We start from the raw sequence: 21818 nt of genomic DNA, 5'->3' as shown, positions 1-21818 counted from the left end.
CGGCGCTCGGGGGCATTCGCACCCTGAGCGCACCCTGAGCGCACCCTGAGCGCACCCTGAGCGCACCCTGAGCGCACCCTGAGCGCACCCTGAGCACGCGCGGAGCGGTGAGGGCCAGCGGGGTTGCTGTCGAACGAAACATCTCAGCCCCGCCCCTCGTAGGGGCACCATGCAACTGTTAGAGGCCGTCCGGCTGGCCCTGCAAACCATCCGCGTGCAGAAGCTCAAGAGCTTCTTCACGCTGTTGGGCGTGACGATTGGCGTAATGTTTCTGATCGCCGTGGTCTCGATCGTCGAAGGGATGAACCAGTACGTTAAGAACGACTTCGCGGGCAAAATCTTTGGCGTGAACACGTTTACGTTTCGCCGCCTGCCGGACTGGAATCAAAACAGCACCGACGCCCAGTGGCGCGAGTGGATGCGCCGTCCGCGCATTTACATGCCCGAAATCCAGATCGCGCGGAGTGCCCTGCCGCCTGGTTCGCGCACCGCGGTGGTGAGTCAGAGCTTCATGAAAGCCTCGTCGCAGTTCGCGCGGCCACGGCAGGTCGATGCCATTGCCACGGAAAGCGACTACTTCGTGATGAAGAAGTTCAAGGTCACCAGCGGACGTGCCTTTGTGCCGCAGGAAGTCGCCGCAGGCAGTCGCATCGTGGTCATCGGCGTCGAAACCGCGAGTCACTTTTTTCCTGGGCTTGACCCCATCGGGCGTGAGCTGCGCATTCGCGGCACGCCGTACACGGTCATTGGTGTGATCGAGAAGCAGGGGAACGTGTTCGGTATGTCGCTCGACCGTATGGCGATTGTGCCCTACACCACCCCGCTCCAGCGCGTGTTGCGCCCGCGCGGCGACATCATGCAGCTCGAGGTGCAGGCGGCCTCGGCGGAGATGGTCACGGAGGGGATTGATGTGATCCGTGAAGTTGTGCGGGCCAAACGGCGACTCGCGCCAGGTCGCGTGGACAACTTCACGATCGAAACGCCGGCCGCAGCGCTCGAGTTTTTTGCGACCATCTCGAACCGCGTACAGACGTTCGGCACCGCTCTGCCCGCGATCGGCCTGTTGGTCGGGGCGATGGTGATCATGAACATCATGTTGGTGGCAGTAGCGGAACGCACGCGTGAGATCGGCATTCGGAAAGCGCTCGGCGCTCGGCGCAAAGACATCATGGCGCAGTTCCTCATTGAAGCCGCCACGCTCAGCCTCATTGGCGCGGCGCTCGGCGTCGTGCTCGGCATTGCGGCCGCAAAGACGGTGGCCGCGTTCTCGCCGCTCCCAGCGGCCGTCGCGCCATGGAGTGTTGGGGTCGCCTTGCTCTTGGGCGCGGGGGTTGGCATTGCCGCTGGCGCGTATCCCGCGTCGCGCGCCAGTCGGCTCGACCCCATTGCCGCGTTGAGGCAGGAATAATGCGCGTCGTCGACCGCGTTCTGATGGCGCTCGAAGGGGTGACGATTGCCTTCGATGCAATTCGTGGCAACAAGGTACGCGCGGCGCTCACCATCTCGGGTGTGGCGGTGGGCGTATTCGTGGTCGTCGCCATGGGCGCGGCGGTGCATGGCATTCGGCAGAGCTTTCAATCGGACATGGACGAGTTTGGCGCCACCTCATTTCAACTCCGTCGCACGAACCCCGTGAGCGTGTGCGACGGATCGGATGAAACGTGCCCCGAGCAACGAAACCCCGCCATCACGGTGAGCGAGTGGCGAGCCATTCAGCGGCTCCCTGAGGTGCAGTCGGCGATCGGCTGGTTGTTTGGCAGCGGCGATTTTGCGTACCGCGACCGGTATGTGAAGGGCGTTAACTACGATGCGCAGAGCACTGAGTGGGCGCAGGTGGATCTCGCCGATGTTTCGCCAGGGCGGAGCTTTACCGAGAGCGAGCACGACGGCGCAGCGCCGGTCGCGCTCGTGAACGACTCGCTGAAATCTCAACTGTTCGGTGACACCGACCCCATCGGCAAGTCAATCACCATCAGTGGCAAGCCGTTCACCGTGATCGGCGTGTTTCATACCAAGGCCGGCTTTATCAAGGCACTTGACGGACGCGGCCCCGACAAGCCGCGGGCGCTCCTCCCGATGATGTCGGCGTACCGCCATCTCGATGTGTGGAAACGCGGGTTTATGGCGTTCGTCAAGCCACGATCGGACGTCACGCAGGCAGAGGCAATCGACGCGGTGACCGCGCTGCTCCGAAGCCGACGCGGCCTCAAGCCCGGCATGCCCAACAATTTCTATTTGGTGGGCCAAGACCGGATGCTCGATATTTTCAATCAGCTCTTCGGGGCAATCTTCTTGGTAGGCCTCGCCCTGAGCGGCGTTGGCCTGCTGGTGGGTGGCGTGGGCGTGGTGGCCATCATGATGATCTCGGTCACCGAGCGCACGCGCGAGATTGGCGTGCGTAAAGCACTGGGCGCGACGAGTGGACTGATCCTCTGGCAGTTCCTCATTGAAGCGGCCACACTCACCTGCCTCGGAGCCGCTATTGGACTCGGCGCGGGCGCCGGATTGGCGGCCCTCGTGAAGGCCTTCACTCCGATTCCAGCTTCTGTCCCGCTTTCGGCGGTCGTCAGTTCGCTCGTGGCCGCCGCGCTCACCGGCGTGCTCTTCGGCGCGGCGCCCGCCGCGCGGGCCGCGCGCCTCGATCCGATCGCGGCACTCCGGCACGAGTAACGCACCTCTTGCGCGTGCGCACGCATCTCCTGTGATTTCATAGGGCATGCGCTTCGCTGACGTCCTGATCACCGCGCTCGGGGAAATCCGAGCGAATGTTCTCCGTTCGTTCTTTACGCTGCTCGGCATTATCGTGTCGGTGGCGTTCCTTGTGGCCGTAGTCGCGATCATCCAAGGGATGAATGCGTACGTCAAGGAGAACATCGCGGGGGCCGTGATTGGCGCGAACTCTTTTCAAGTGCGCCGCACCCCTATTCAGATTGGCCAGTTCAACGATCAAGAGTGGCGTCGCGTGCAACGCCGCCCTCGCGTCGACGAACGCGATGCTGCGGCCGTACGAGCCGCCGTGCCCGACGCAGATGCCATTGCCCTTACCTCGGGGTGGCCCACGCCGGTTGCTGACCTCGTCTGGCGCGACCGCACGATGGGTGACGTCCCGGTGTTTGGCGTCACGGCGCCCTATCAGACCGTGCAGGACTACCGCTTTGAATCGGGGCGCCCGCTCACCGACGTGGACGTCACGGGTCGGCGCGCCGTAGCAGTCATTGGGCATGATGTCGCCGAGAAACTGCTCGACGGCGTTCAGGCCGTTGGACAGGAGATTCGCGTCGCCGGGCAGCGACTCGAAATCATCGGCGTCGTTGCACCCAAAGGGCGAGTGCTCGGCCAATCGTTTGATTCGTTCATTCTGACACCGATCACACGATTCGAAATGCTGTACGGTCGCCGCCTCACGGCAACGATTTCCGTGAAAGTTGCCGATGCCGCCAACGTCGCTCCGGCCATGGAGAAAGTTGAGGAGGCGCTGCGCCTCTCGCGGCACCTTCGGCCCGGACAGGACAACACGTTCTCCGTTGAGACCGCCGACGCGCTCGTCGCGTTCTGGAAGAGTCTCACCGCCGTGCTCTTTAGTGTGATTCCTGCGGTCGTGGCCATCGGGATTGTCGTCGGCGGAATCGTGATCATGAACATCATGTTGATGGCCGTCAACGAACGCACGCGCGAAATCGGAATTCGCAAAGCGGTCGGTGCGCGCGCGCGCGACGTGGAGCGGCAGTTTCTCGCCGAGGCGGTGATTTTATCGACACTCGGCGGGCTCGCCGGTGTCTTGGTCGGCTGGGGCTTTGCCGAACTGGTATCGGCGGTCTCGCCGCTGCCGGCTCGCATCACCGCGTGGAGTGTGCTGCTCGCAATGGGGCTCGGCGCCAGCGTCGGGATTCTCTTTGGTGTGTATCCGGCACGCCGTGCCGCGCAGCTCGATCCCATTACCGCCATGCGGCAGGAGTAACAGCTATGGCCTGGCGTGCGGATCAGCTTCGAGAAAATCTCGTGATTGCGGTCGATACGTTGATCGCCAACCGCCTACGCAGCGCGCTGACGATTCTCGGCGTGGTGATTGGCGTGGCGACCGTGATGACCATGGCGACCATTGTGCAGGGCGTGCAGGAGCAGATCGTCCGATCCATTCAGGTAGCTGGCCCCACCACGTTCTACGTGCTCCGCGTTTTTTCGACATCGCCGGTCAACCCAGACGCGCTCCCCAAGTGGATGCGGGTGCGTCCCGACCTCACGATTGGCGACGCGGAAGCCATTGGGACGCTGCCGATCATACGGTACGCCGGCATCTGGGCTCGCGCGCAAGGACGGTTGGAGTTCCTGGGTCAGCGTACACAACCGCTGGCCATTTGGGGCGCAGATGACCGGTTTCCCGAAGTGCAGGGCGGCGGCCTGCAGGACGGACGCTGGTTCACGAAGGCGGAACTCAAGAGCGGGGCCGCGGTCGCGGTGCTCGACGAAACGCGGGCACGGCAAATCTTTGGTCGCGTAGATCCGATTGGAAAGACCGCCATCGTCGGCGGCAAGCCGCTCACGGTCATTGGGCTCTATGTGCCGGTGGAAAATATTTTCCAACCGCAGGGGCAGGAAATCGGCGCCATCATCCCATTTCGAACTGCGTATTACGGGTATCGCATCGACAAGATGCGGGGCATCTGGATTCCCGTGAAGCCTCGAGACGGTGTCACCGTGACGGAAGCGCAGGAAGCGGTGACCGTGCTGATGCGCGAGCGACGCACGCTCCGCCCGGGCGAAGAAAATAATTTCGATCTCGTCACGCAAGACCAAATTCTTGACACCTTCAACAAGATCACGGGCGTCTTTTTTCTGGTGATGATTGTGCTGGCGTCGGTGGCGCTCATGGTCGGCGGCATCGGCGTGATGGCCATCATGATGGTGTCGGTCACCGCGCGTACGCGAGAAATCGGCGTACGCAAAGCGGTCGGCGCCACGCGACGCGACATCATGGTGCAGTTTCTGATCGAAGCGGCGTTCCTGACGGGAATGGGCGGTCTCATTGGTATTCTCATTGGGCTCGCCGCGGGGCAAGGCGTCAACGCCGTCATGCACATCAAGGGCGAGGCCCCCATTGGCTTGACGTTAATCGCCGTGGCGGTCAGCGTCGGCATTGGGCTGGTGTTTGGAGTGGCACCCGCCAGGCGCGCCGCGCGGCTTGATCCCATTGAAGCGTTGCGGCACGAGTAAACTGGCGCCAATGTTCAGGGTCTCCCCCAGCGTGGAACCCTTATGACGTCTGTTCGCCTCACGGCACTGATCCTCGCCGGCTATGGCGTTGCCGCCTGCGCGGCACAGCCCCCTGCTCCGGCTGCGACGCCGGCGTCGCCTCCGTCCGCCGCTGGCGCAAGTACAGGCGCGGCACCATCGACTACGCCAGCAGCAAACGGCGAACGACTCGGCATGGTCGGCATCCGCCGACTCGATGTCCCGTACGTAGCCGAATCCAAGCTCCGGAAATTCTTCGACGGGCTGCAGAAAACCGGCATCATGGTGCGCGACAAAGAGTGTGGCGGGAATCTCTGGAACGTGGAGATCGTCACGCAGACGTCGGTCACGCTGGGGCAGCAGGGGGAGAGCGCCAGCGGGCACAAATGCACCATCCAGTTCGGCCGGATTACCGAGGTCTTTGACGAAAACGGTGCGCCAACGATATACCGCCAGCGGCGTTAGCCGCCTTGGGGCGGAACCTTGTTCCGGCCCACCGGGGTATGATCTACAGGCTCAGCTGGGGCTTACGGCGCGTTGGACCAGCGGTAGGCTGGGCGACACGGGGCCGAACCCCTCCCATTGGGAGGCCAAAACCCCTAACGTTTTACGCTAGCTGGGCGTTATCAGGAGGTCGGCGGAATTTCGCCGCTCCCACTCACGTTGTCATTGGAGGATGGACTCGATGAAGAAGTTCTTTGCGATGGCTGCAATGCTGATGGTGATGGCTGGTTCCGCGGCTGCCCAGGGCGGCGGCGGTATGGGCGGCGGCCAGCAGATGGACCCGGCTCAGATGGCCGAGCGCACCATCGGCGGTCTGTTCAAGGACATCACCGTGACGGACGCGCAGAAGAAGTCGGCCACGGACATCATCGTCAAGGCGATGACGGACTCGCGCGCGATTGACCGCGCGGCCCCGGACGCGCAGGAAAAGCGCGCCGCGGTCACGAAGAAGCGCAACGACGACCTCAAGGCGCTGCTCACGAGCGACGCCGACAAGAAGAAGTTCGATGACAACCTCGCTGCGATGCCGGCCGGTGGCCGTCGTGGCGGTGGCCCGCCGCCGACGCTCTAACGCTCTGTAGGCGCGCTTTGGCGGCAGGCTCGCCAAGCAACGATTCGAAAGCGGGCTGACGGATTTTCCGTCAGCCCGCTTTGTTGTTCCGGTCGAAGTCCGCCGACCCCTGTGTTGTTCCGGCGTGACGCCCGCGCTACTTCCCGCGCGAAATCGCCTTCGCCGCTATCCGGTCAATCAGAGCCGGCGCAAACAGCTTGAGCCACATCCCAATCTTCCCGCGCGCGGTCATCACCAGTTCGCGTTTGCGCGCCGCTGCCGCCTGTAGCACGTGCTGGGCGCACACGGATGGCGTCATCGCGGCATTCAGGTCGATCGGCACAAAGCCCAGTGGCACGCCGCTCGCATTGAGATTGCGTCCCTGTACGCCGGTGCCAACGAAGCCCGGGTTCACGATGGTGACAGTCACGCCGGTCCCCTCGAGTTCGATGCGCAGTGAATCAAAGAAGCCATTCATCGCGTGCTTGCTCGCCGCGTAGCCGCTGCGCATGGGCACGCCGGTACGTCCCGCCAAACTCGACACGCACACAATGCGACCGCGCCGCGCACGGAGGTGCGGCAACGCCGCCGCGGTGGTGTACACGGCACCGAAATAATTGACCTGCATCACTCGCTCGAACACGCGGAGATCCTGCACTTCGTCCACGCGCGCCCACATCCCGAGCCCCGCGTTGTTGACGAGGGTGTCGAGCCGTCCGTAGTGAGCGACGGTGGTGGCCACGGCCGCCGCGCAGGCGTTCGGATCGGTGAGGTCCGCAGGTACGGCAATGGCGGTTCCCCCCGTGGAGGCCCCGGCCGTTTGACAGGCACGGACGACGCGCTCGAGTTCGTCGGCGCGACGCGCGACGAGCGCCAGCTTGGCGCCCTGCCCCGCCAACTGCACCGCCATCTGTTCGCCTATCCCGCTGGAGGCGCCGGTGATCATCACGACGTTATCGCGGAACTCACCGTTCATCGCACCGTCCTCATTCGGTGACCGCCCCGATGGCTTGCACTTCAATCTGATACCCAAAGTGCAGGTCATTCACTGGCACGACGGCGCGCGCTGGCCGGTGGCCGCCCATCACTTTGGCATACGCCACATTCACGCGGCCCCACAGTGCCATGTCGGAGACGTAGATGGTCATCTGCACCACCTGGTCGAGCGAACTCCCCGCGGCCTTCAGCACGGCCTCGACGTTGCGGAGCACCTGCTCGGTCTGCTCTTCGATGGTGCCCGCCACGTGCGTGGTGGCACCCGGCACCATCGGGAGCTGTCCCGCCACGAAGGCAAAGCCGTTGTGGACAATGGCCTGCGAGTAGTGACCACCAGGGATGGGCGCGTTCGGCGTTTCAATAATCTGCATGGGGAGGGGTTTGAGGACCCCTCAACTTACGAGATTGGGCGCCCTGCCGTGATAGCCACCCGACTCGCCCCGCACCCGGTGTGTGCCCTATCTTTCACATATGACCACCGTTGACGCCCTCGCCATTTTTGCCCATCGGGACGACGCCGAACTCTGCTGCGGCGGCACACTCGCCAAGCTGGTGCGGCTCGGGCACCGGGTGGGAATCGTCGATCTCACGCAGGGCGAGATGGGCTCGCGCGGGTCAGCGGCCACGCGGGCCGCAGAAGCGACGGCGGCCGCGGCTGTGCTTGGGGTTCAGGTGCGCGAGAATCTGGCGCTGCCCGACGCCGCCATTATCAACACCCCCGAGACGCGCGCGGCGCTCGCCAACGTCATTCGCAGGCTCGCCCCGCGTATCGTGATCACGCATGCCCCGGCGGGCCGGCATCCCGATCATCGCGTCACCGCACAGCTCGTGCGCGATGCCTGCTTTGTGGGCGGATTGGCCAAAGTCGCGCCCGATCTCCCGCCCCACCGCCCGCTCAAGATCCTGCACGCTATTGCCTACCGCGAAGATCAGGAGAAGCCGACGTTCGTCGTGGACATCTCCGACGACTTCGACACCAAGCTGCGCGCCATTCAGTGCTATGGCTCGCAGTTCGACGGCGCCACACAAGCCGGCGAAGTGTATCCCACGGGCGAACCGCTCTACGATGTGATCCGCCATCAGAGTGCGCATTACGGGTCGCTCATTCGCCGCCCATACGGGGAGCCATTTTTTACCTTCGAGACCATGCTCGTCGACAACCCGCTCTCGCTCGACGTCTCCTCGATGTAACGTCCGCGCGCCCCCAGCGCGCTTATATTTCAGGACTTATGACAGCCCCGATTTATCTCGATCACGCCGCCTCCACGCCGGTGCGCCAGGAAGTGCTCGACGCCATGGCGCCGTTCTTTGACATGCGCTTTGGCAATGCCTCCAGCACGCACCGCTGGGGCCGCGAGTCGCGCGCGGCGCTCGACGACGCCCGCGACCGCATTGCGGCCTGCCTCGGCGCACACCCCGACGAAGTCTGCCTCACCTCCGGCGGCACCGAAGGCGACAACCTCGCCATCCTCGGCGCGTGGCGCGCGCTCCGTGGTGCCGGACGCACCGCCGTCGCCACGTCGGTGATTGAGCACAAAGCCGTGCTGGCCGCCATGCATCACTGCGCGGCCGAAGGGGCCACGGAACGGACGATACCGGTGGACGCCACTGGCACCGTCTCGCTCTCGCACGCACGCGCGATGATTGCGACCGACACCGCGCTCGCGAGCGTGATGTGGGTGAGCAATGAGATTGGCACCATTCAGCCCATACAGGCGCTCGCCGAACATGCGAAGTCGGTGGGAGCGTTGTTTCATACCGATGCGGTGCAGGCGTTCGGCAAAGTGGACGTGGACGCCCGCAAAACGCCGTTCGATTATCTCGCGATTAGCGGTCACAAGTTCGGCGCGCCCAAGGGCTCGGGCGCAATGTTCATTCGGCGTGGCACGCCGCTCGAGCCGCTGTTCTTTGGAGGCTCACAGGATCGTGGCCGACGCCCCGGCACCGAGAACGTGGCCTTTGCCGTGGGGCTCGCCACGGCCTGCGAACTCACGCTCAGCGAGCACGTGCGCGAACATGCGCGCCTCACCGCGCTCCGTGACCGACTGCAGGCCGCCATCGTGGCCGCAATCCCAGATGCCGTGGTGCATGGACGCGACGCACAACGGGCGGCGCATATTCTCAATGTGTCCATTCCGGGAACCGACAGTGAGTCGCTGCTGATTGCGCTCGATCTCCAAGGCATTGCCTGCTCCGGCGGCTCCGCGTGCCAGAGCGGAAGCGTGACACCGTCACACGTGATCAGCGCGCTCGGTGTTCCCGCCAACATTGCGGCCAGTGCGATTCGCATGAGCGTGGGCTCGCTCACCACCGATGCCGCGATTGACCGTGTTGCCGAACTGTTTCCCAAACTCGCGCTGCGGGCGCGGGGCCATGCGGCGGCATAGCGAGTGAGCACCAAGCCGCGTGTGCTCGTCGCGATGAGCGGCGGCGTGGATTCCAGCGTCGCCGCCGCGTTGCTCGTGCGCGATGGCTACGATGTGGTTGGCGTGACCATGAAACTGTTCGACGACGGCAACGAGCTCCCCGACCGCCCCTGCTGCTCGCTCGACAGCACCAGCGACGCGCGCCGAGTCTGCGAACGTCTAGGCGTGCCGCATTACGTCCTCAACATGGTTGATCATTTCAGCCGCGATGTCATCACAGACTTCGTGGCGGAGTACGCTCGCGGCCGCACGCCCATCCCCTGCGTGCGCTGTAACACCTTCACGAAGTTCAGCGATCTCGTGGCCAAGGCCGACGGCATCGATGCGCCACTCGTGGCCACCGGCCATTACGCACGCGTGATGGACGGCGCCCTGCATCGCGGCGCGGATGACAACAAGGACCAAACGTATTTCCTCTGGGGCATTAACCGCACCGTACTCCCTCGTCTCCTCCTCCCCGTGGGGAACATGACAAAGGTGGAGACGCGGGCGATTGCGCGTGAACTTGGCTTCGCTCGTGTCGCGGATAAGCCGGAGAGTCAGGAAATTTGCTTTGTTCCCGACGGTGATTACGTCAAGATTCTGCGCCGTGAGCTGCCGGCCGACGCTCCGGCGTTGTCGCGTGGCGCGATCGTCACGCTCACCGGCGAGGTGATTGGCGAGCACGACGGCTTTGCGCAATTCACCATCGGACAGCGTCGCGGGCTTCCCGGCGGGTCGGCAGAGCCGCTGTTTGTCGTCGCGTTGCGGCCGGACACGCGCGAAGTGGTGGTGGGACCGCGCGAGGCGTTGCTGGGATTCGGCGTTGTGGCCACCGAAATCAACTGGCTCGTGGCGGATGCGCCGTACGTGGGCAGCGAGGTGCAGGTGCGCGTGCGGCATCGTGCGCCACTTGTCGGGGCGCGCGTGACGCGCCTTGCGGGTTCCGAAATTGAGTTGGCGCTCGATGCGCCGATCAGCGCCATTGCGCCAGGCCAGTCGCTGGTACTCTATGACGGCACGCGCGTGCTCGGCGGCGGGTTTATTGAGTCGTCGCGGTCAGCGACGATCACTCGCGCATAGCCGTCGCACGGCGGAGGGCGATGTCAGCGGTCGGTGGTCGATGCTCCGACTCAATGTACGCCCTTTCGGTAAAGCACAAGCGTCTCAGCGGCCCGCACGAGTAGGTACAGCACGAACGAGAACGCGCCGTAGATAGCGAACCCGATGGGCCACAGGTTGGCGGCCGTGGCATCTTTCGAAAGGGCCCAGCCGGTCGTTCCCGAGACGACGACCATCGGCAGCGCCGGCACGAAATGCAGCAGGCGGAAGACTCCGCGGGCTCGCGTCGAGCGTCGCCACGCCGGAAGAAGCACCGCCGCGCTCGTGACCACAAACAACAAAACCGCGAACGCGAACTCCCATATGGTTGGTGGACGGCTCATCGGCACTCCAATCGAGCGGTGGACGACCCCTTAGTACTCCAACCCAGCCGACTTCGCGAAGTCCTGCATCAGCTTTTCCTGCTCTGCGCTGAGTTTGGCCGGCACCACCAGTTCGATCTCGACAATGAGATCGCCATGCTTGCCGTCTTTTTTGATGCCATGCCCGCGCACGCGGAATCGTTTTCCACCCGCGGTCCCCGCCGGCACCTTGATGGACACCCGTTTGTCGTCGAGCGTTTCGACGCTGACTTTGGAGCCGAGCGTCGCTTGGGCAATGTTGACCGTTGCGATGGCCACGAGATCGAGCCCTTCGCGCGACCAACTCGCGTCGTCCTTCACCTGAAAGGTGATGACGATGTCGCCGTTGCGGCCGCCGTGCAGGCCGCGGCCACCTTGCCCCTTCAGCCGGATCTTCGCGCCCGTATCCGTGCCTTCCGGCACATTGATAAGCAACTTCTTGCGACTGCGCGCCTCGCCCGCACCGCGACAGGTGGCGCAGGGGCTTGAGGGAAGACTTCCCTTGCCCAAGCAGGCCGGACAGGGACGATTGACCGCAAAGCCGCCCTGGCCGAACGAGATGGAGCCACGCCCCGAGCACTCATGGCAGACGGCAATCTTCGCGCCCTTCGCCGCCCCAGACCCAAGGCAGGTGGCGCATTCTTCCGTAATGTCGAGCTCGATCGGCACCTTGCCACCGAGCGCGGCCGTGCGGAATGGCACCTCGAGCGTGGTCTCCACACTCTGCCCTTGCTCAGGCTCGCTGGCCTTCGGGCCTTTGGCACCGCCACCAAACATCGAGCTGAAGATGTCGCCGAGGCCACCGAGGCCACCGACATCAAACTCGTCGTAGCGATAACTCTGCCCAGCAGCCCCCGGCGGCGCGCCCGCCGGACGAGCCCCACCGCGCGAACCGCGCGGGATGTTATCAAAGGCGCCCAGTCGACGCATCTCGTCGTACTGTTCGCGTTTCTTTTTGTCGCCCAGCACCTGATACGCTTCCGAAATTTCTTTGAAGCGATCGGCGGACTTGGTGGCGCCCTTGTTGGAATCGGGATGGTGTTCTTTGGCGAGGCGGCGGTACTGCTTTTTAATATCCTCCGCCGTCGCCGACGAAGAGACGCCGAGGACGCTGTAATAGTCTTTCTGAGCCATCGGCGGAGTCGCCCGTTACTCGGCGGCGGCGTCAGCCGGCGCCGACCACTGTTTGACCACCACACGCGCGGCCCGCAACAGCTGCCCGTTGAACAGGTAGCCGACCTGATACACCATTCCCACGAGCTGATCTTCGTCGGGGCTCCCTGCCGGCATCGTGGTCAGCGCTTCGTGCACCGCGGGATCAAAGGGGACGTCCACCGGATTCACGACTTCGAGCCCGTGACCGGCGAGCGACTTAAATAATTTCTTCTCCACCATCTCGGCGCCCTGCACCACGGCGGCGGTCTCCACCTGACTGGGGTCGAGGTGCGCAAAGCGGCCGAGGTCATCGAGCGCGTCGAGAATACCGCGAATCAAGATGCCCATCCCCTTGAGTTCCGCTTCCTGCCGCTCGCGCACGGTGCGCTTGCGGTAGTTGTCGTACTCGGCGAGGAGGCGCAGGTGTTTGTCGCGCTGTTCGTTGAGCTGCGTGGACAGCGTCGCGATCATGGCGTCGGTATCCGATCCTCCTTGAGGAACGGAGGCGGCACTCTCGGATGCGGCATAATCAGCGGCGTCAGGACCATCGCCGTCGGGGGCTGTCTGTGCGGAGGTATCGGTAAAGTCAGTCATTGGGTGTTTTGAATTTCGCGTCTGGAAGAACGTAGTTGCAACGGCCGTGCCACGCCGGTCTGCCGGAATGCCAGTCCGCGTGGGGGGCTCACTAAACCTACGGGGCTGTGCGGCTTCCGTTTCGCCTAAATCGGCCCTGGGGCCACCGTCGTTGGCAGAGCCCGTCCGCCTTAGAGGCCCTTGGTGAGGGCTCGCCGGAGGGCATTGAGGGCTGCCTGCGCCGCCCGCTCTCGAATTTCGGGGCGATCTCCGTAGAGGTTCGCCGAAAAGGTCTTGAGGGAGTCGCCGAGCGCCACCCCAAAACAGACCATGCCGACCGGCTTTTCGGGCGTTCCTCCACCCGGCCCTGCCACCCCCGTCACACTGAGTGCGGCCGAGGTCTTGAACCGCTTTTGCGCGCCTAAGGCCATCTCGCCGGCGGTCGCCTCGCTGACGGCCCCATGCGCGGCCAGCGTCTCGGGACGCACGTCGAGATGCGAGACTTTGACCTCGTTGGCGTAGGCCACCACGCCGCCCAGCAATACGTCGCTGGATCCCGGCACAGCCGTAATGCGCTGCCCGAGGAGACCGCCGGTGCAGCTCTCGGCGAGTGCGAGCGTAAAACCGCGCGCACGCATTTCGGACAACACGATCGCGGCGAGGTCGTCATTCCCCTCACCGTAGATGGCGTGGCCGACCTGCGCCCGAAGTGCCTCCGCGCCCTGCGCGAGCAACGCATCGGCGTCTCCCCCGCTGAGATTGCGGGCGGTGAGACGCAGATCCACCCCCGCCACCCCTGGGAGATAGGCAAGCGAGAGCCCGAACGGCGCCTTGGCAAGGGGGCCGAGCAGGTCAGCGAGCGCTGACTCCGCGATACCGCTCGTGCGGAGTGTGCGCGAGCGAATCACGAGCGGCGTTCCGGTCAGGCGCTGTTCGATGCGCGGGAGCAATGCATCCGCGAGCATCCCACGCATCTCGCGCGGCACCCCCGGGAGCATCGCCACCCAACGGCCGCGGTCGTCTTCGAGCCATATGCCAGGCGCAGACCCGTGATTATTCACGAGAATGTCGCATCCCTCGGGAATCATCGCCTGCTGGTAGTTGGCTTTGGGCAACTCGCCCGGCCACCCACGTGCCTTCCAGCGCGCCTTGAGATTGTCGACAATCTCTTCGTCGAGGCGCATGGCGCGACCAAAAATGGCAGCGATGGATTCTTTGGTGAGGTCGTCGGAGGTGGGACCGAGTCCGCCCGTCGTGATAACTGCACCACTACGGTCGAGTGCGTCGCGAACGGCCGACGCAATTTCGCTCGCGCTGTCGCCGCAGGTGGTGCGGCGCACAATCGCCACACCGCGCGACGCGAGCTCACGCGCCAGATGCGCGGCATTGGTGTCGATGGTGAAGCCGAGCAGGAGCTCGTCGCCGATGGTGACTACTTCGATCTGCATAGTGGCCCTGCGACTGCGAGTAAACGGTTGACCGTTTGCCGTTGTCCGTTCATTGCGCGGCGATCGAATTTCTGGCAACGGGAACTTCAACGGACAGCGACTGACGAATTACGGCTTACTCGCTTTGGTCGTAAACACATACCCAAACCGCCACAAGTACACCGCCATCGAATACACCGTCAGCGCCACACTCGCGATCATCGTGATGGCTCCAATCACGCCGGCTGCAATGGCAAAGAAGTCCCAGCCCATGCGATCGCGCGTGTCGGCCACGTCGGCGGTGGCGACGAAAAACCAGAAGTACGCCGAGCCAATCCAGATCAGCTGGAAGATCGTCTTGAGCTTGGCCGGCCCAATGGCGGCTATCACTACGCCGCGGCGGGCGGCCATCTGCCGCATCACGGTCATCGCGAGTTCGCGGCCGAGCACGATGAACGCCACCCACCAGGGAAAGGCGAGCCGCCAATCGACGCTTCCCAAGTGAATGACAAACGGGTAATGCGACATCACTTCGCGCGGCGGAATAAATGTCGTGAGCCAGCGCAGGAGTGGATCGGACGCCGGCGCTTGCAGATAGAACATCGGCACAAAGGTACCGAGCAGGAGCAGTTTGTCGGCGAGTGGATCGAGCATCTTGCCGAGATCTGTCACCTGCCCACGTGTGCGCGCGAGCATGCCGTCGTAATAATCGGTCACCGAGACGGCGAGGTAGAGTACAAACGCCGCAAGCCGATATCCCGGATCGTTCTGCAGCGGAAGCCAGACGAGCAGCGGCGTGAAGAAGATGCGGCCGACCGTGAGCCAGTTGGGGAGATTCACTCGATATTCGGCTGGAGGCTACGCCAACGTCTTGAGAACCAACTTGCTTACCGCGCGTAGCGTGTCGAACACGCCGTCGCCCTTGACCGCGACCGCCTCAAAGAAGGTCGCGCGCTCAATCCACTCGCCGGTGGGGAGCTGCTCAATGAGATGTTCGCCCGGACGGAACGGATCGGCCGTTTGCCGCTGCCGCGAAACATCCGTGACTTCCCACCCGGGGTTCAGCGCACCCTGCAAATCTGCGAGGGGCGACGCATTGGGGAGATCGCGTTTGTTGTACTGAATCACGAACGGCATCTTCGTGAGATCATAGCCATACTCGGCCATGTTGTCGTACAGGTTCTGCATCGCTTCCTGATTCGCTTCCATGCGTTCGACTTGCGAGTCGGCCACAAAGACGATGCCGTCGACGCCCTTCAGGATGAGCTTCCGCGAGGCATTGTAGTACACCTGCCCCGGCACCGTGTACAGGTGAAAGCGCGTTTTGAAACCGCGAATCGTGCCGAGGTCGACTGGCAGAAAATCAAAGAACAGGGTGCGTTCGGTCTCGGTGGCAAGCGAGATGAGCTTACCGCGGGTATCCGGTTTCACCTTGGTGTAGACGTGCTCGAGATTGGTCGTCTTACCGCCCAACCCTGGGCCGTAGTAGACGATTTTGCAGTTGATCTCGCGCGAGGCGTAGTTGATCATCGACATGGCTGAGTCTCCTTATCCGAACAGCTTGTCGATTTCGTCTTCGGCGCCCGCGAGCAACCCCGGCGCCTGCGGCTGCCCGGACGCATGGCGCGCGAACACTTCTTCGAATTGCCGCGTCAGCTCGTGCACGGTGTCCTTCATCTTGAGGCGCACGAGACCCAGTGTCGTGCGGTTATCGAACAACGCGACGAGAATCACTCGGCGCGCAATATCCGCGAGGTACATCGACTCTTTTTCGCCCTGGTGAAAGAGCGAGTTGAAGTCATTTTCTCCGATGAGTTTCGCCAGCTGGTCGTTGGCACTGAAGTCGGCCGCGGTGAGCGTCGCGAACGCGGTGGGATCGAACGAAGGCTGCTCCCCCACCGTGGCCACAAGCTGGCCGGTGCGGTCGACCAACAGCGCGCAGCGCGCGTTGCTGTTGAAGAGAAACTTCTGGAGCGTGTGGGTGATCGCCCCGAAGTCGTCTTCGGTAAAGGACCAGCTCCCAGCGCCAACACTCATGCGGGTGAAGTCCTGAAAAAGGTGATCACGTCATTGCCCGTCGCGCCGAGAATGCCTGCGCGATGGTGACCCCGTCTGCGTATTCGAGGTCGCCGCCGACGGGCATGCCACGCGCCAGCCGGGTTACCGATACTGGGAACGCGGCAAGCTGCTCTTGAACATACAACGCGGTCGCGTCTCCTTCGAGCTTTGGGTTGGTGGCGAGGATAACTTCCCGCACCCCCCCAGCCCGCACGCGCCCGACCAGCGCCTCCACCGTCAGCTGTTCCGGCCCGATCCCGTCCAGCGGGGACAGGCGGCCGCCCAACACGTGATACACCCCGCGGAACTCGCTGGTTCGCTCGATCGCGGCAATGTCGCTGGCCTCTTCGACCACGCAAATCATTGCGGCATCCCGACGGCTATCCCGACAAATCGCGCAGCGCGGTTCCTCGGTGAGATTAAAGCACACCTCGCAGGCGCGCACTCGCTCCACGAGCGTCGCGAGGACCTGCGCCAGCCGCTTGCTCTGTTCCGGCGGCTGCTTGAGCAGGTGAAAGGTGAGCCGCAGGGCTGACTTCCTCCCAATCGTGGGGAGGCGAGCCAGTTCGGTCACGAGATCGTCGATAGCCGACATTTAGAACGGAAGCTTAAAGCCGGCGGGGAGGTTGAGCCCCCCCGTGAGTTTGCCCATTTCGCCTTTGGCCGCCTCGGCCGCTTTGCGCTGCGCGTCGGAGACCGCCGCCGCCACGAGATCTTCGAGGAGCTCGACGTCTGCTGGGTTCACGACGCTCGGGTCAATCATCACTTTGCGCACATTGCCTTTGCCGTCCGCCTCCACGCGCACCATGCCGCCGCCGGACGAACCCGTCACGCTCACGCGTTCCAGCTCGTCCTGCAGCTGCTGCATGCGCGACTGCATCTCGCCCACCTGCTGCGCCATTTTCAGAAAGTCCATCACCGGTCCAGTCGTCTGGTCAAAGTCGGAAGCGCGGGGCCGAGTTGGACCCGCACGGCATCAGTCGATGAGTCGCAGATCGAGCAACTCGACGGCGGCATCGAGCACGGGATCGCGTTTGCGGAGCATCGTCACTCGATTGGCAATCACATCGTCCGCGGTGAGGCGACTGCCCCGCGTCTCACCGGCCATCTTGATGGCGATTTTCGATGCGCCGTCAAAAATGGTCCGCACGGCGGCGAGAATCGGCGCCTGGTTTGCCTCGAGGGCCGACGCAATGGCATCAGAGTTCACCCCCACCGTGATCACGCCCTGTGCCGTGACCGCGACGGGCGTCCCCTCGGCGAGGGCACTCGCAATGACGCCACGGCCGGTGGCGCGTACCGCTTCGATCACATCGTCCCAGTGTTCGGAGAGGCGGTTGATGTCGAGCGCCTGCATTTTGCGCGCGACTGGTGCCACATCGGCGAGGGGCGCGGTCTCCGCCACCTTCGCTGGACGCTCTGCGCGCGCGAGCGGCGGCGGCGCGATGGGGCGCCCCTCAGACGGCGCCTCCATTGGCGGCGAGGCCAGTCGTGCCGATGGTACCGATGGTGCCGATGGTGCCGATGGTGCCGATGGTAGCGTTGGCGCACTCGACGGCGCAGCCATTGGCGCCGAATCAAACGCGCGTGACGGTGTACGAGCCGAAGCGCTGTCGGCCATCATTGGGGCGCGCACATCGCTGGGTGCCGAGCGACGCGTTCCGCCGCCTCCCACCGTTGCCGAAGCGCCGCCGCCACCGCCGGCCAGTCCTCGAAGCACGTCCTCAAGGCCGAGCGTTTTATCGAGCAACGCAAAACGTACGAGCAAGGTTTCGAACAGCATCTGTGGCTGTCCGCTCCGGCGGAAATGCGGTTCGATTTCCACCAGCATCGTCATCATGCGCAGCAGGTCGCCACTGGAGAACTTGTCTTTGCGGGCTTCGAGGGCGAGGCGCAAATGGTCCGAGAGATCGGGCACCGCGCCACCGAGCGTGATCGCCAACTGCGCGCGCACCACATCACCGAACCCCGCGAGCAGCAAGCCAAAGTCCACGCCATAATCGCCGAGTCGCGCGGCGGCGCCAAACACATCACCCGCGCGTCGTTCGCCAACAATATCGAGCAACGCCACATATTCGTCTTCGTGCACCAAGCCAAGCGCGTCGCGCACGCGTTGCGCTGTTACGGTGCCCTCGCCGAGTGACAGCACTTGGTCGGTGAGCGAAAGTGCGTCGCGCATGGAGCCATCGGCGGCGCGCGCGAGCATGCCGAGCGCGTCGGATTCCGCGGTGATCCCTTCGAGAGCGAGCACGGCGGAGAGCCGTTCGCGCACATCGTGCGGACCAATGCGCTTGAGATCAAATCGCTGCACGCGCGAGAGCACCGGCGCGGCGGCCTGCGCAATCTTCTGCGGCTCAGTGGTGGCAAAGGCAAACACCACACGCGGCGGCGGCTCTTCGAGAATCTTGAGGAGCGCATTCCACGCTTCGCGCGTGAGCATGTGCGCTTCGTCAATGATGTACACCTTGTACTGATCCGGCCCGCTCGGTGCATACATCGCGCGCTCGCGCAGGTCGCGGGCGTCGTCCACGCCGCGGTTCGAGGCGGCGTCGATTTCTACCACATCAAGACTCGCCGAGCCCGCCCAAATGCGCGTGCACGAACCACACTCGCCGCACGGTTCGCGGTCTGGCTGACGCTTCTCGCAGTTAAGCGCCATAGCGAGCACGCGAGCAAGGGTTGTCTTGCCGGTGCCGCGAGGTCCGCAGAACAGATAGGCGTGCGCTACTCGGTCGCCGGCAATCGCGTTGCGCAACGTGGTCGCGACGTGCGATTGCACGGCGACATCCGCAAAGCGTTTGGGGCGGTACTTTCGAGCGAGGGCGAGCGACATACATAGAAATTAGCGCCGAGCGGGGCGGGAGGTTAGTGAGGGCTGAAATGGGTTTTCCCCCCACACATCCACCCTCCCAGCCGTGCCCGCTGCCACAGCCCCCCAGCCCGGCTTCAGTGTCCGGAATTCTCCCCTTCGCCCTTGACCGGGACGGCGCAGACGGACTAGACTGCCCTCCATGAACGTCGGCGCCGCCACCTACTTTTATTACTACTATCGCACCCCAGTCACGGGTCGCGGCGGTAGGGGTTAGCGCGCACACAGCGCCGTAACAGCTCCCGCAAGCACGAGGCCCGTGGAAACTCCACGGGCCTTTTTCGTTTGCGCCCATCTCTCCCGACCGCCTTTGGAGGCCCCGTGATTCTCGTCACCCGAACCCACATTACCCCCGCTGAACTCGACGGTATTCGCGAGTTCATGGAGGCACGTGGATTGCGCACCCACGTCTCCACCGGCGTCGACCGGACTGTCATCGGCTGCATTGGCGACGTCGGGGGCATCGACGAAGGCGCCGTCCGGGCGCTCTCTGGGGTGGATTCCGTGCACCGCGTGCGCAAGCCGTACCGCCTCGCGTCGCGCGAGTTCGTGGCGTCTCGCACCACTATCGCGCTCGGCGATGCGGCCGGCACAATCATCGGCGGTCGGGAAATCGTGATCGCCGCTGGCCCGTGCTCGGTAGAAGGGCGCGCGATGCTCATGGAGACGGCCGAGGGCGTGCGGGCCGCCGGTGCCGCCGTATTGCGTGGAGGTGCCTTCAAGCCCCGCACCTCACCGTACGCATTCCAAGGACTCGGCGAGGAGGGGCTCGATCTCCTCGCCGAGGCACGAGCACGCACCGGCATGCCCATTGTGAGTGAAGTGATGGACCCGCGACAGGTGGAGATGATGGCCGAACGCGTGGACATTTTGCAAATCGGCGCGCGCAACATGCAGAACTATGCGCTGCTCGCCGAGGTGGGACGGGTCCGCCGGCCGGTGCTGCTCAAGCGCGGTCTCTCGGCAACCATCAGCGAGTTGTTGCAGGCGGCCGAGCACATCATGGCGCAGGGGAATCGCCAGGTGATGCTGTGCGAACGCGGCATTCGCACCTTTGAGACGGCGACGCGCAACACGTTCGACGTCGCGGCGGTGCCGGTACTCAAAGCCGAGACGCATCTGCCGGTGATTGTGGACCCCAGTCATGCGGCGGGGCGCGCGGATCTCGTGGCACCGCTCGCATTTGCGGCGATCGCGGCTGGTGCCGATGGATTGATTATTGAGGTGCATCCCCGCCCTGCGGAAGCGCAGAGCGATGGTGACCAATCGCTCACGATCGACGCCTTCGCTTCGATGATGCGCGCGCTGGCTCCCTTCGCGGCCGCGGCGGGCCGGACACTCGGTGAGCCGGTAGCCCCTGCGTCGATCGGCGCTGAGGCGAGCGCGCAGTCAGCGTGGGTCGCATGACGCCCGCCGCACCGATCGACGCCGAGTTGAAGGCGTTGCGTGCGCAGGTGGAGGGCATTGACGATCAACTCGTGGCGCTGATTGCCGAGCGCGTGGCGTTGGCGCGAGCCGTTGGTGAGCTCAAGCACGCGCGTGGGCTTCCCTTGCTGGACGCGACGCGCGAAGCGGCCGTGGTGCGTCGCGCCGGCCTCCGCGCGCGCGATGCTGGCGTGAGCGACGAACCCGTGCGCGCCATCTTCTGGCAGCTCATTGAACTCTGCCGACATGCACAGGAGCGCCCGCGATGATCGCGCAGGAACGTATTGCTATCCTCGGGCTCGGACTCGTTGGTGGCTCTCTGGCCCGCGACCTGTCCGCGCGCGGCGCACAGGTGATGGGCTACGACATCGACCCGCTGCAGCTGCGCGCGGCGCAGCGGGCCCGTGCTATTCGCGAGATCGTGGACTCGGACTTCACCACGCTCGCCACCGCGACGATTGTGGTGCTCTGCGTGCCGGTGGATGCGGCCCCAACGCTGCTCGAGGCCATCGCCCCACACCTTGGGGCGTGCACGCTTATCACTGACGTCGGAAGCACCAAACTCGCCATCGGCACGCGGGCTGCCGCGCTCGGCGTGCGCACACGTTTTGTGGGCGCACATCCAATGGCCGGTGACCATCGGGCCGGATTTGCCGCGTCCACGTTGGGGATGTTTACGGGGGCCCGAGTGTATCTCTGTCCTTCGGCGGAATCTTCAACGGCCGCAAAAACCAAGGCGCTGGATCTCTGGCACGCCCTCGGCGCCGATGTGCGATGGACCACGCCCGAGGCGCATGATGCCGAGGTGGCGTATACGAGCCACCTCCCCCACCTGCTCTCGGCGGCGCTGGCGCGCACCATCGAACGTGCGGGACATGACCGTGCCGCGATGGGCGCGGGCGGACAGTCGATGACGCGTCTCGCCGCTTCGTCGCCTGCGATGTGGCAGGCCATTGTCGCCACCAATCACGAGGCCATCGCGCGCGCGCGCTGTCGGAATGCGCCGCGGAACTCGAGGCGGTGCGCGAAACCGTAGCGCGGGGCGACGTGGAGGCGGTGTGCCGGCTATTCACGCACACCGGCCGCTGGCTGGCGGAGCCCACGCCGTAAGTCTTAGCACTCGCAAGAAAAAAGCGCGGGGGGGCACCCGATAGAATCGGATAA

Annotated in this window: 23 protein-coding genes and 1 pseudogene; 12 read left to right on the top strand and 12 right to left on the bottom strand. The window is 64.3% G+C overall.

The window, feature by feature from the left end; translation table 11 throughout:
- Positions 1 to 169 precede the first annotated feature (169 nt).
- The 6 genes from NTZ43_00680 (at position 170) to NTZ43_00655 (ending at position 6304) form a co-directional block, all read left to right on the top strand.
- The gene (locus tag NTZ43_00680; GenBank protein MCX5765723.1) at positions 170 to 1408 is read left to right on the top strand and encodes an ABC transporter permease; all 1239 of its coding nucleotides are present in this window, start codon (positions 170 to 172) and stop codon (positions 1406 to 1408) included.
- The gene (locus tag NTZ43_00675) at positions 1408 to 2670 is read left to right on the top strand and encodes an ABC transporter permease (protein ID MCX5765722.1); all 1263 of its coding nucleotides are present in this window, start codon (positions 1408 to 1410) and stop codon (positions 2668 to 2670) included. The genes NTZ43_00680 and NTZ43_00675 overlap by 1 nt, the downstream gene beginning before the upstream one ends.
- A gap of 46 nt (positions 2671 to 2716) precedes the next feature.
- On the top strand, positions 2717 to 3958 hold the full coding sequence (locus tag NTZ43_00670; protein ID MCX5765721.1) for an ABC transporter permease: 1242 nt from the start codon (positions 2717 to 2719) through the stop codon (positions 3956 to 3958).
- Positions 3959 to 3963: 5 nt separating this feature from the next.
- On the top strand, positions 3964 to 5211 hold the full coding sequence (locus NTZ43_00665; GenBank protein ID MCX5765720.1) for an ABC transporter permease: 1248 nt from the start codon (positions 3964 to 3966) through the stop codon (positions 5209 to 5211).
- 42 nt (positions 5212 to 5253) lie between these two features.
- Entirely contained in the window at positions 5254 to 5694 is a 441-nt protein-coding gene (locus NTZ43_00660) for a hypothetical protein (GenBank protein ID MCX5765719.1), read from the top strand.
- 220 nt (positions 5695 to 5914) lie between these two features.
- The gene (locus tag NTZ43_00655) at positions 5915 to 6304 is read left to right on the top strand and encodes a hypothetical protein (GenBank protein ID MCX5765718.1); all 390 of its coding nucleotides are present in this window, start codon (positions 5915 to 5917) and stop codon (positions 6302 to 6304) included.
- A 136-nt stretch (positions 6305 to 6440) separates the two neighbouring features.
- Here the strand turns inward: NTZ43_00655 and NTZ43_00650 are convergent, their stop codons facing one another.
- The gene (locus tag NTZ43_00650) at positions 6441 to 7259 is read right to left on the bottom strand and encodes an SDR family oxidoreductase (GenBank protein ID MCX5765717.1); all 819 of its coding nucleotides are present in this window, start codon (positions 7257 to 7259) and stop codon (positions 6441 to 6443) included.
- Between the two features lie 10 nt (positions 7260 to 7269).
- Positions 7270 to 7650 (bottom strand): RidA family protein, encoded by a 381-nt coding sequence (locus NTZ43_00645; GenBank protein MCX5765716.1) that lies wholly within the window; start codon positions 7648 to 7650, stop codon positions 7270 to 7272.
- 100 nt (positions 7651 to 7750) lie between these two features.
- Here NTZ43_00645 and bshB1 point away from each other — a divergent pair, with 100 nt between their 5' ends.
- The 3 genes from bshB1 to mnmA are packed head-to-tail and all read left to right on the top strand — an operon-like array spanning position 7751 to position 10767.
- Positions 7751 to 8470: a bacillithiol biosynthesis deacetylase BshB1 gene (gene bshB1 / locus NTZ43_00640; protein MCX5765715.1), complete on the top strand. Its 720-nt coding sequence runs from the start codon at positions 7751 to 7753 to the stop codon at positions 8468 to 8470.
- Between the two features lie 38 nt (positions 8471 to 8508).
- Complete coding sequence (locus NTZ43_00635) at positions 8509 to 9666, top strand: cysteine desulfurase family protein (GenBank protein MCX5765714.1); 1158 nt, start codon at positions 8509 to 8511, stop codon at positions 9664 to 9666.
- A 3-nt stretch (positions 9667 to 9669) separates the two neighbouring features.
- Entirely contained in the window at positions 9670 to 10767 is a 1098-nt protein-coding gene (gene mnmA, locus NTZ43_00630) for a tRNA 2-thiouridine(34) synthase MnmA (protein MCX5765713.1), read from the top strand.
- 50 nt (positions 10768 to 10817) lie between these two features.
- Here mnmA and NTZ43_00625 read toward each other — a convergent pair whose 3' ends face one another.
- From NTZ43_00625 to dnaX, 10 genes and pseudogenes are all read right to left on the bottom strand, one after another.
- Positions 10818 to 11129, bottom strand: a complete 312-nt coding sequence (locus NTZ43_00625) for a hypothetical protein (protein ID MCX5765712.1) — start codon at positions 11127 to 11129, stop codon at positions 10818 to 10820.
- 30 nt (positions 11130 to 11159) lie between these two features.
- Complete coding sequence (locus tag NTZ43_00620; GenBank protein ID MCX5765711.1) at positions 11160 to 12281, bottom strand: DnaJ domain-containing protein; 1122 nt, start codon at positions 12279 to 12281, stop codon at positions 11160 to 11162.
- Between the two features lie 15 nt (positions 12282 to 12296).
- Positions 12297 to 12896, bottom strand: coding sequence for a nucleotide exchange factor GrpE (locus tag NTZ43_00615; protein MCX5765710.1), 600 nt, complete (start codon positions 12894 to 12896; stop codon positions 12297 to 12299).
- 170 nt (positions 12897 to 13066) lie between these two features.
- Complete coding sequence (locus NTZ43_00610; protein ID MCX5765709.1) at positions 13067 to 14323, bottom strand: competence/damage-inducible protein A; 1257 nt, start codon at positions 14321 to 14323, stop codon at positions 13067 to 13069.
- Between the two features lie 108 nt (positions 14324 to 14431).
- Positions 14432 to 15142 carry a CDP-alcohol phosphatidyltransferase family protein gene (locus tag NTZ43_00605; GenBank protein MCX5765708.1) on the bottom strand — a complete coding sequence of 237 codons (711 nt, stop codon included), beginning with the start codon at positions 15140 to 15142 and terminating at the stop codon, positions 14432 to 14434.
- A gap of 219 nt (positions 15143 to 15361) precedes the next feature.
- Positions 15362 to 15838, bottom strand: a pseudogene (locus NTZ43_00600) (ADP-ribosylation factor-like protein).
- 12 nt (positions 15839 to 15850) lie between these two features.
- Positions 15851 to 16339: a roadblock/LC7 domain-containing protein gene (locus NTZ43_00595; protein MCX5765707.1), complete on the bottom strand. Its 489-nt coding sequence runs from the start codon at positions 16337 to 16339 to the stop codon at positions 15851 to 15853.
- A gap of 25 nt (positions 16340 to 16364) precedes the next feature.
- The gene (gene recR / locus NTZ43_00590; GenBank protein MCX5765706.1) at positions 16365 to 16955 is read right to left on the bottom strand and encodes a recombination mediator RecR; all 591 of its coding nucleotides are present in this window, start codon (positions 16953 to 16955) and stop codon (positions 16365 to 16367) included.
- Positions 16956 to 17276, bottom strand: a complete 321-nt coding sequence (locus NTZ43_00585; protein MCX5765705.1) for a YbaB/EbfC family nucleoid-associated protein — start codon at positions 17274 to 17276, stop codon at positions 16956 to 16958.
- 60 nt (positions 17277 to 17336) lie between these two features.
- Positions 17337 to 19193 (bottom strand): DNA polymerase III subunit gamma/tau, encoded by a 1857-nt coding sequence (dnaX, locus tag NTZ43_00580; GenBank protein MCX5765704.1) that lies wholly within the window; start codon positions 19191 to 19193, stop codon positions 17337 to 17339.
- 357 nt (positions 19194 to 19550) lie between these two features.
- Here dnaX and aroF point away from each other — a divergent pair, with 357 nt between their 5' ends.
- The 3 genes from aroF to NTZ43_00565 are packed head-to-tail and all read left to right on the top strand — an operon-like array spanning position 19551 to position 21690.
- Positions 19551 to 20636 (top strand): 3-deoxy-7-phosphoheptulonate synthase, encoded by a 1086-nt coding sequence (gene aroF, locus NTZ43_00575; GenBank protein MCX5765703.1) that lies wholly within the window; start codon positions 19551 to 19553, stop codon positions 20634 to 20636.
- Positions 20633 to 20923, top strand: coding sequence for a chorismate mutase (locus NTZ43_00570; protein ID MCX5765702.1), 291 nt, complete (start codon positions 20633 to 20635; stop codon positions 20921 to 20923). Before aroF ends, NTZ43_00570 begins: the two co-directional genes overlap by 4 nt.
- Entirely contained in the window at positions 20920 to 21690 is a 771-nt protein-coding gene (locus NTZ43_00565) for a prephenate dehydrogenase/arogenate dehydrogenase family protein (GenBank protein ID MCX5765701.1), read from the top strand. The genes NTZ43_00570 and NTZ43_00565 overlap by 4 nt, the downstream gene beginning before the upstream one ends.
- Positions 21691 to 21818: the final 128 nt, after the last annotated feature.

This window comes from Gemmatimonadota bacterium (assembly GCA_026387915.1).
Taxonomy (GTDB): Bacteria; Gemmatimonadota; Gemmatimonadetes; order Gemmatimonadales; family Gemmatimonadaceae; genus Fen-1231.
The sequence above is the reverse complement of the archived record's forward strand: the minus strand, read 5'-3'. Positions and strand labels throughout refer to the sequence as shown.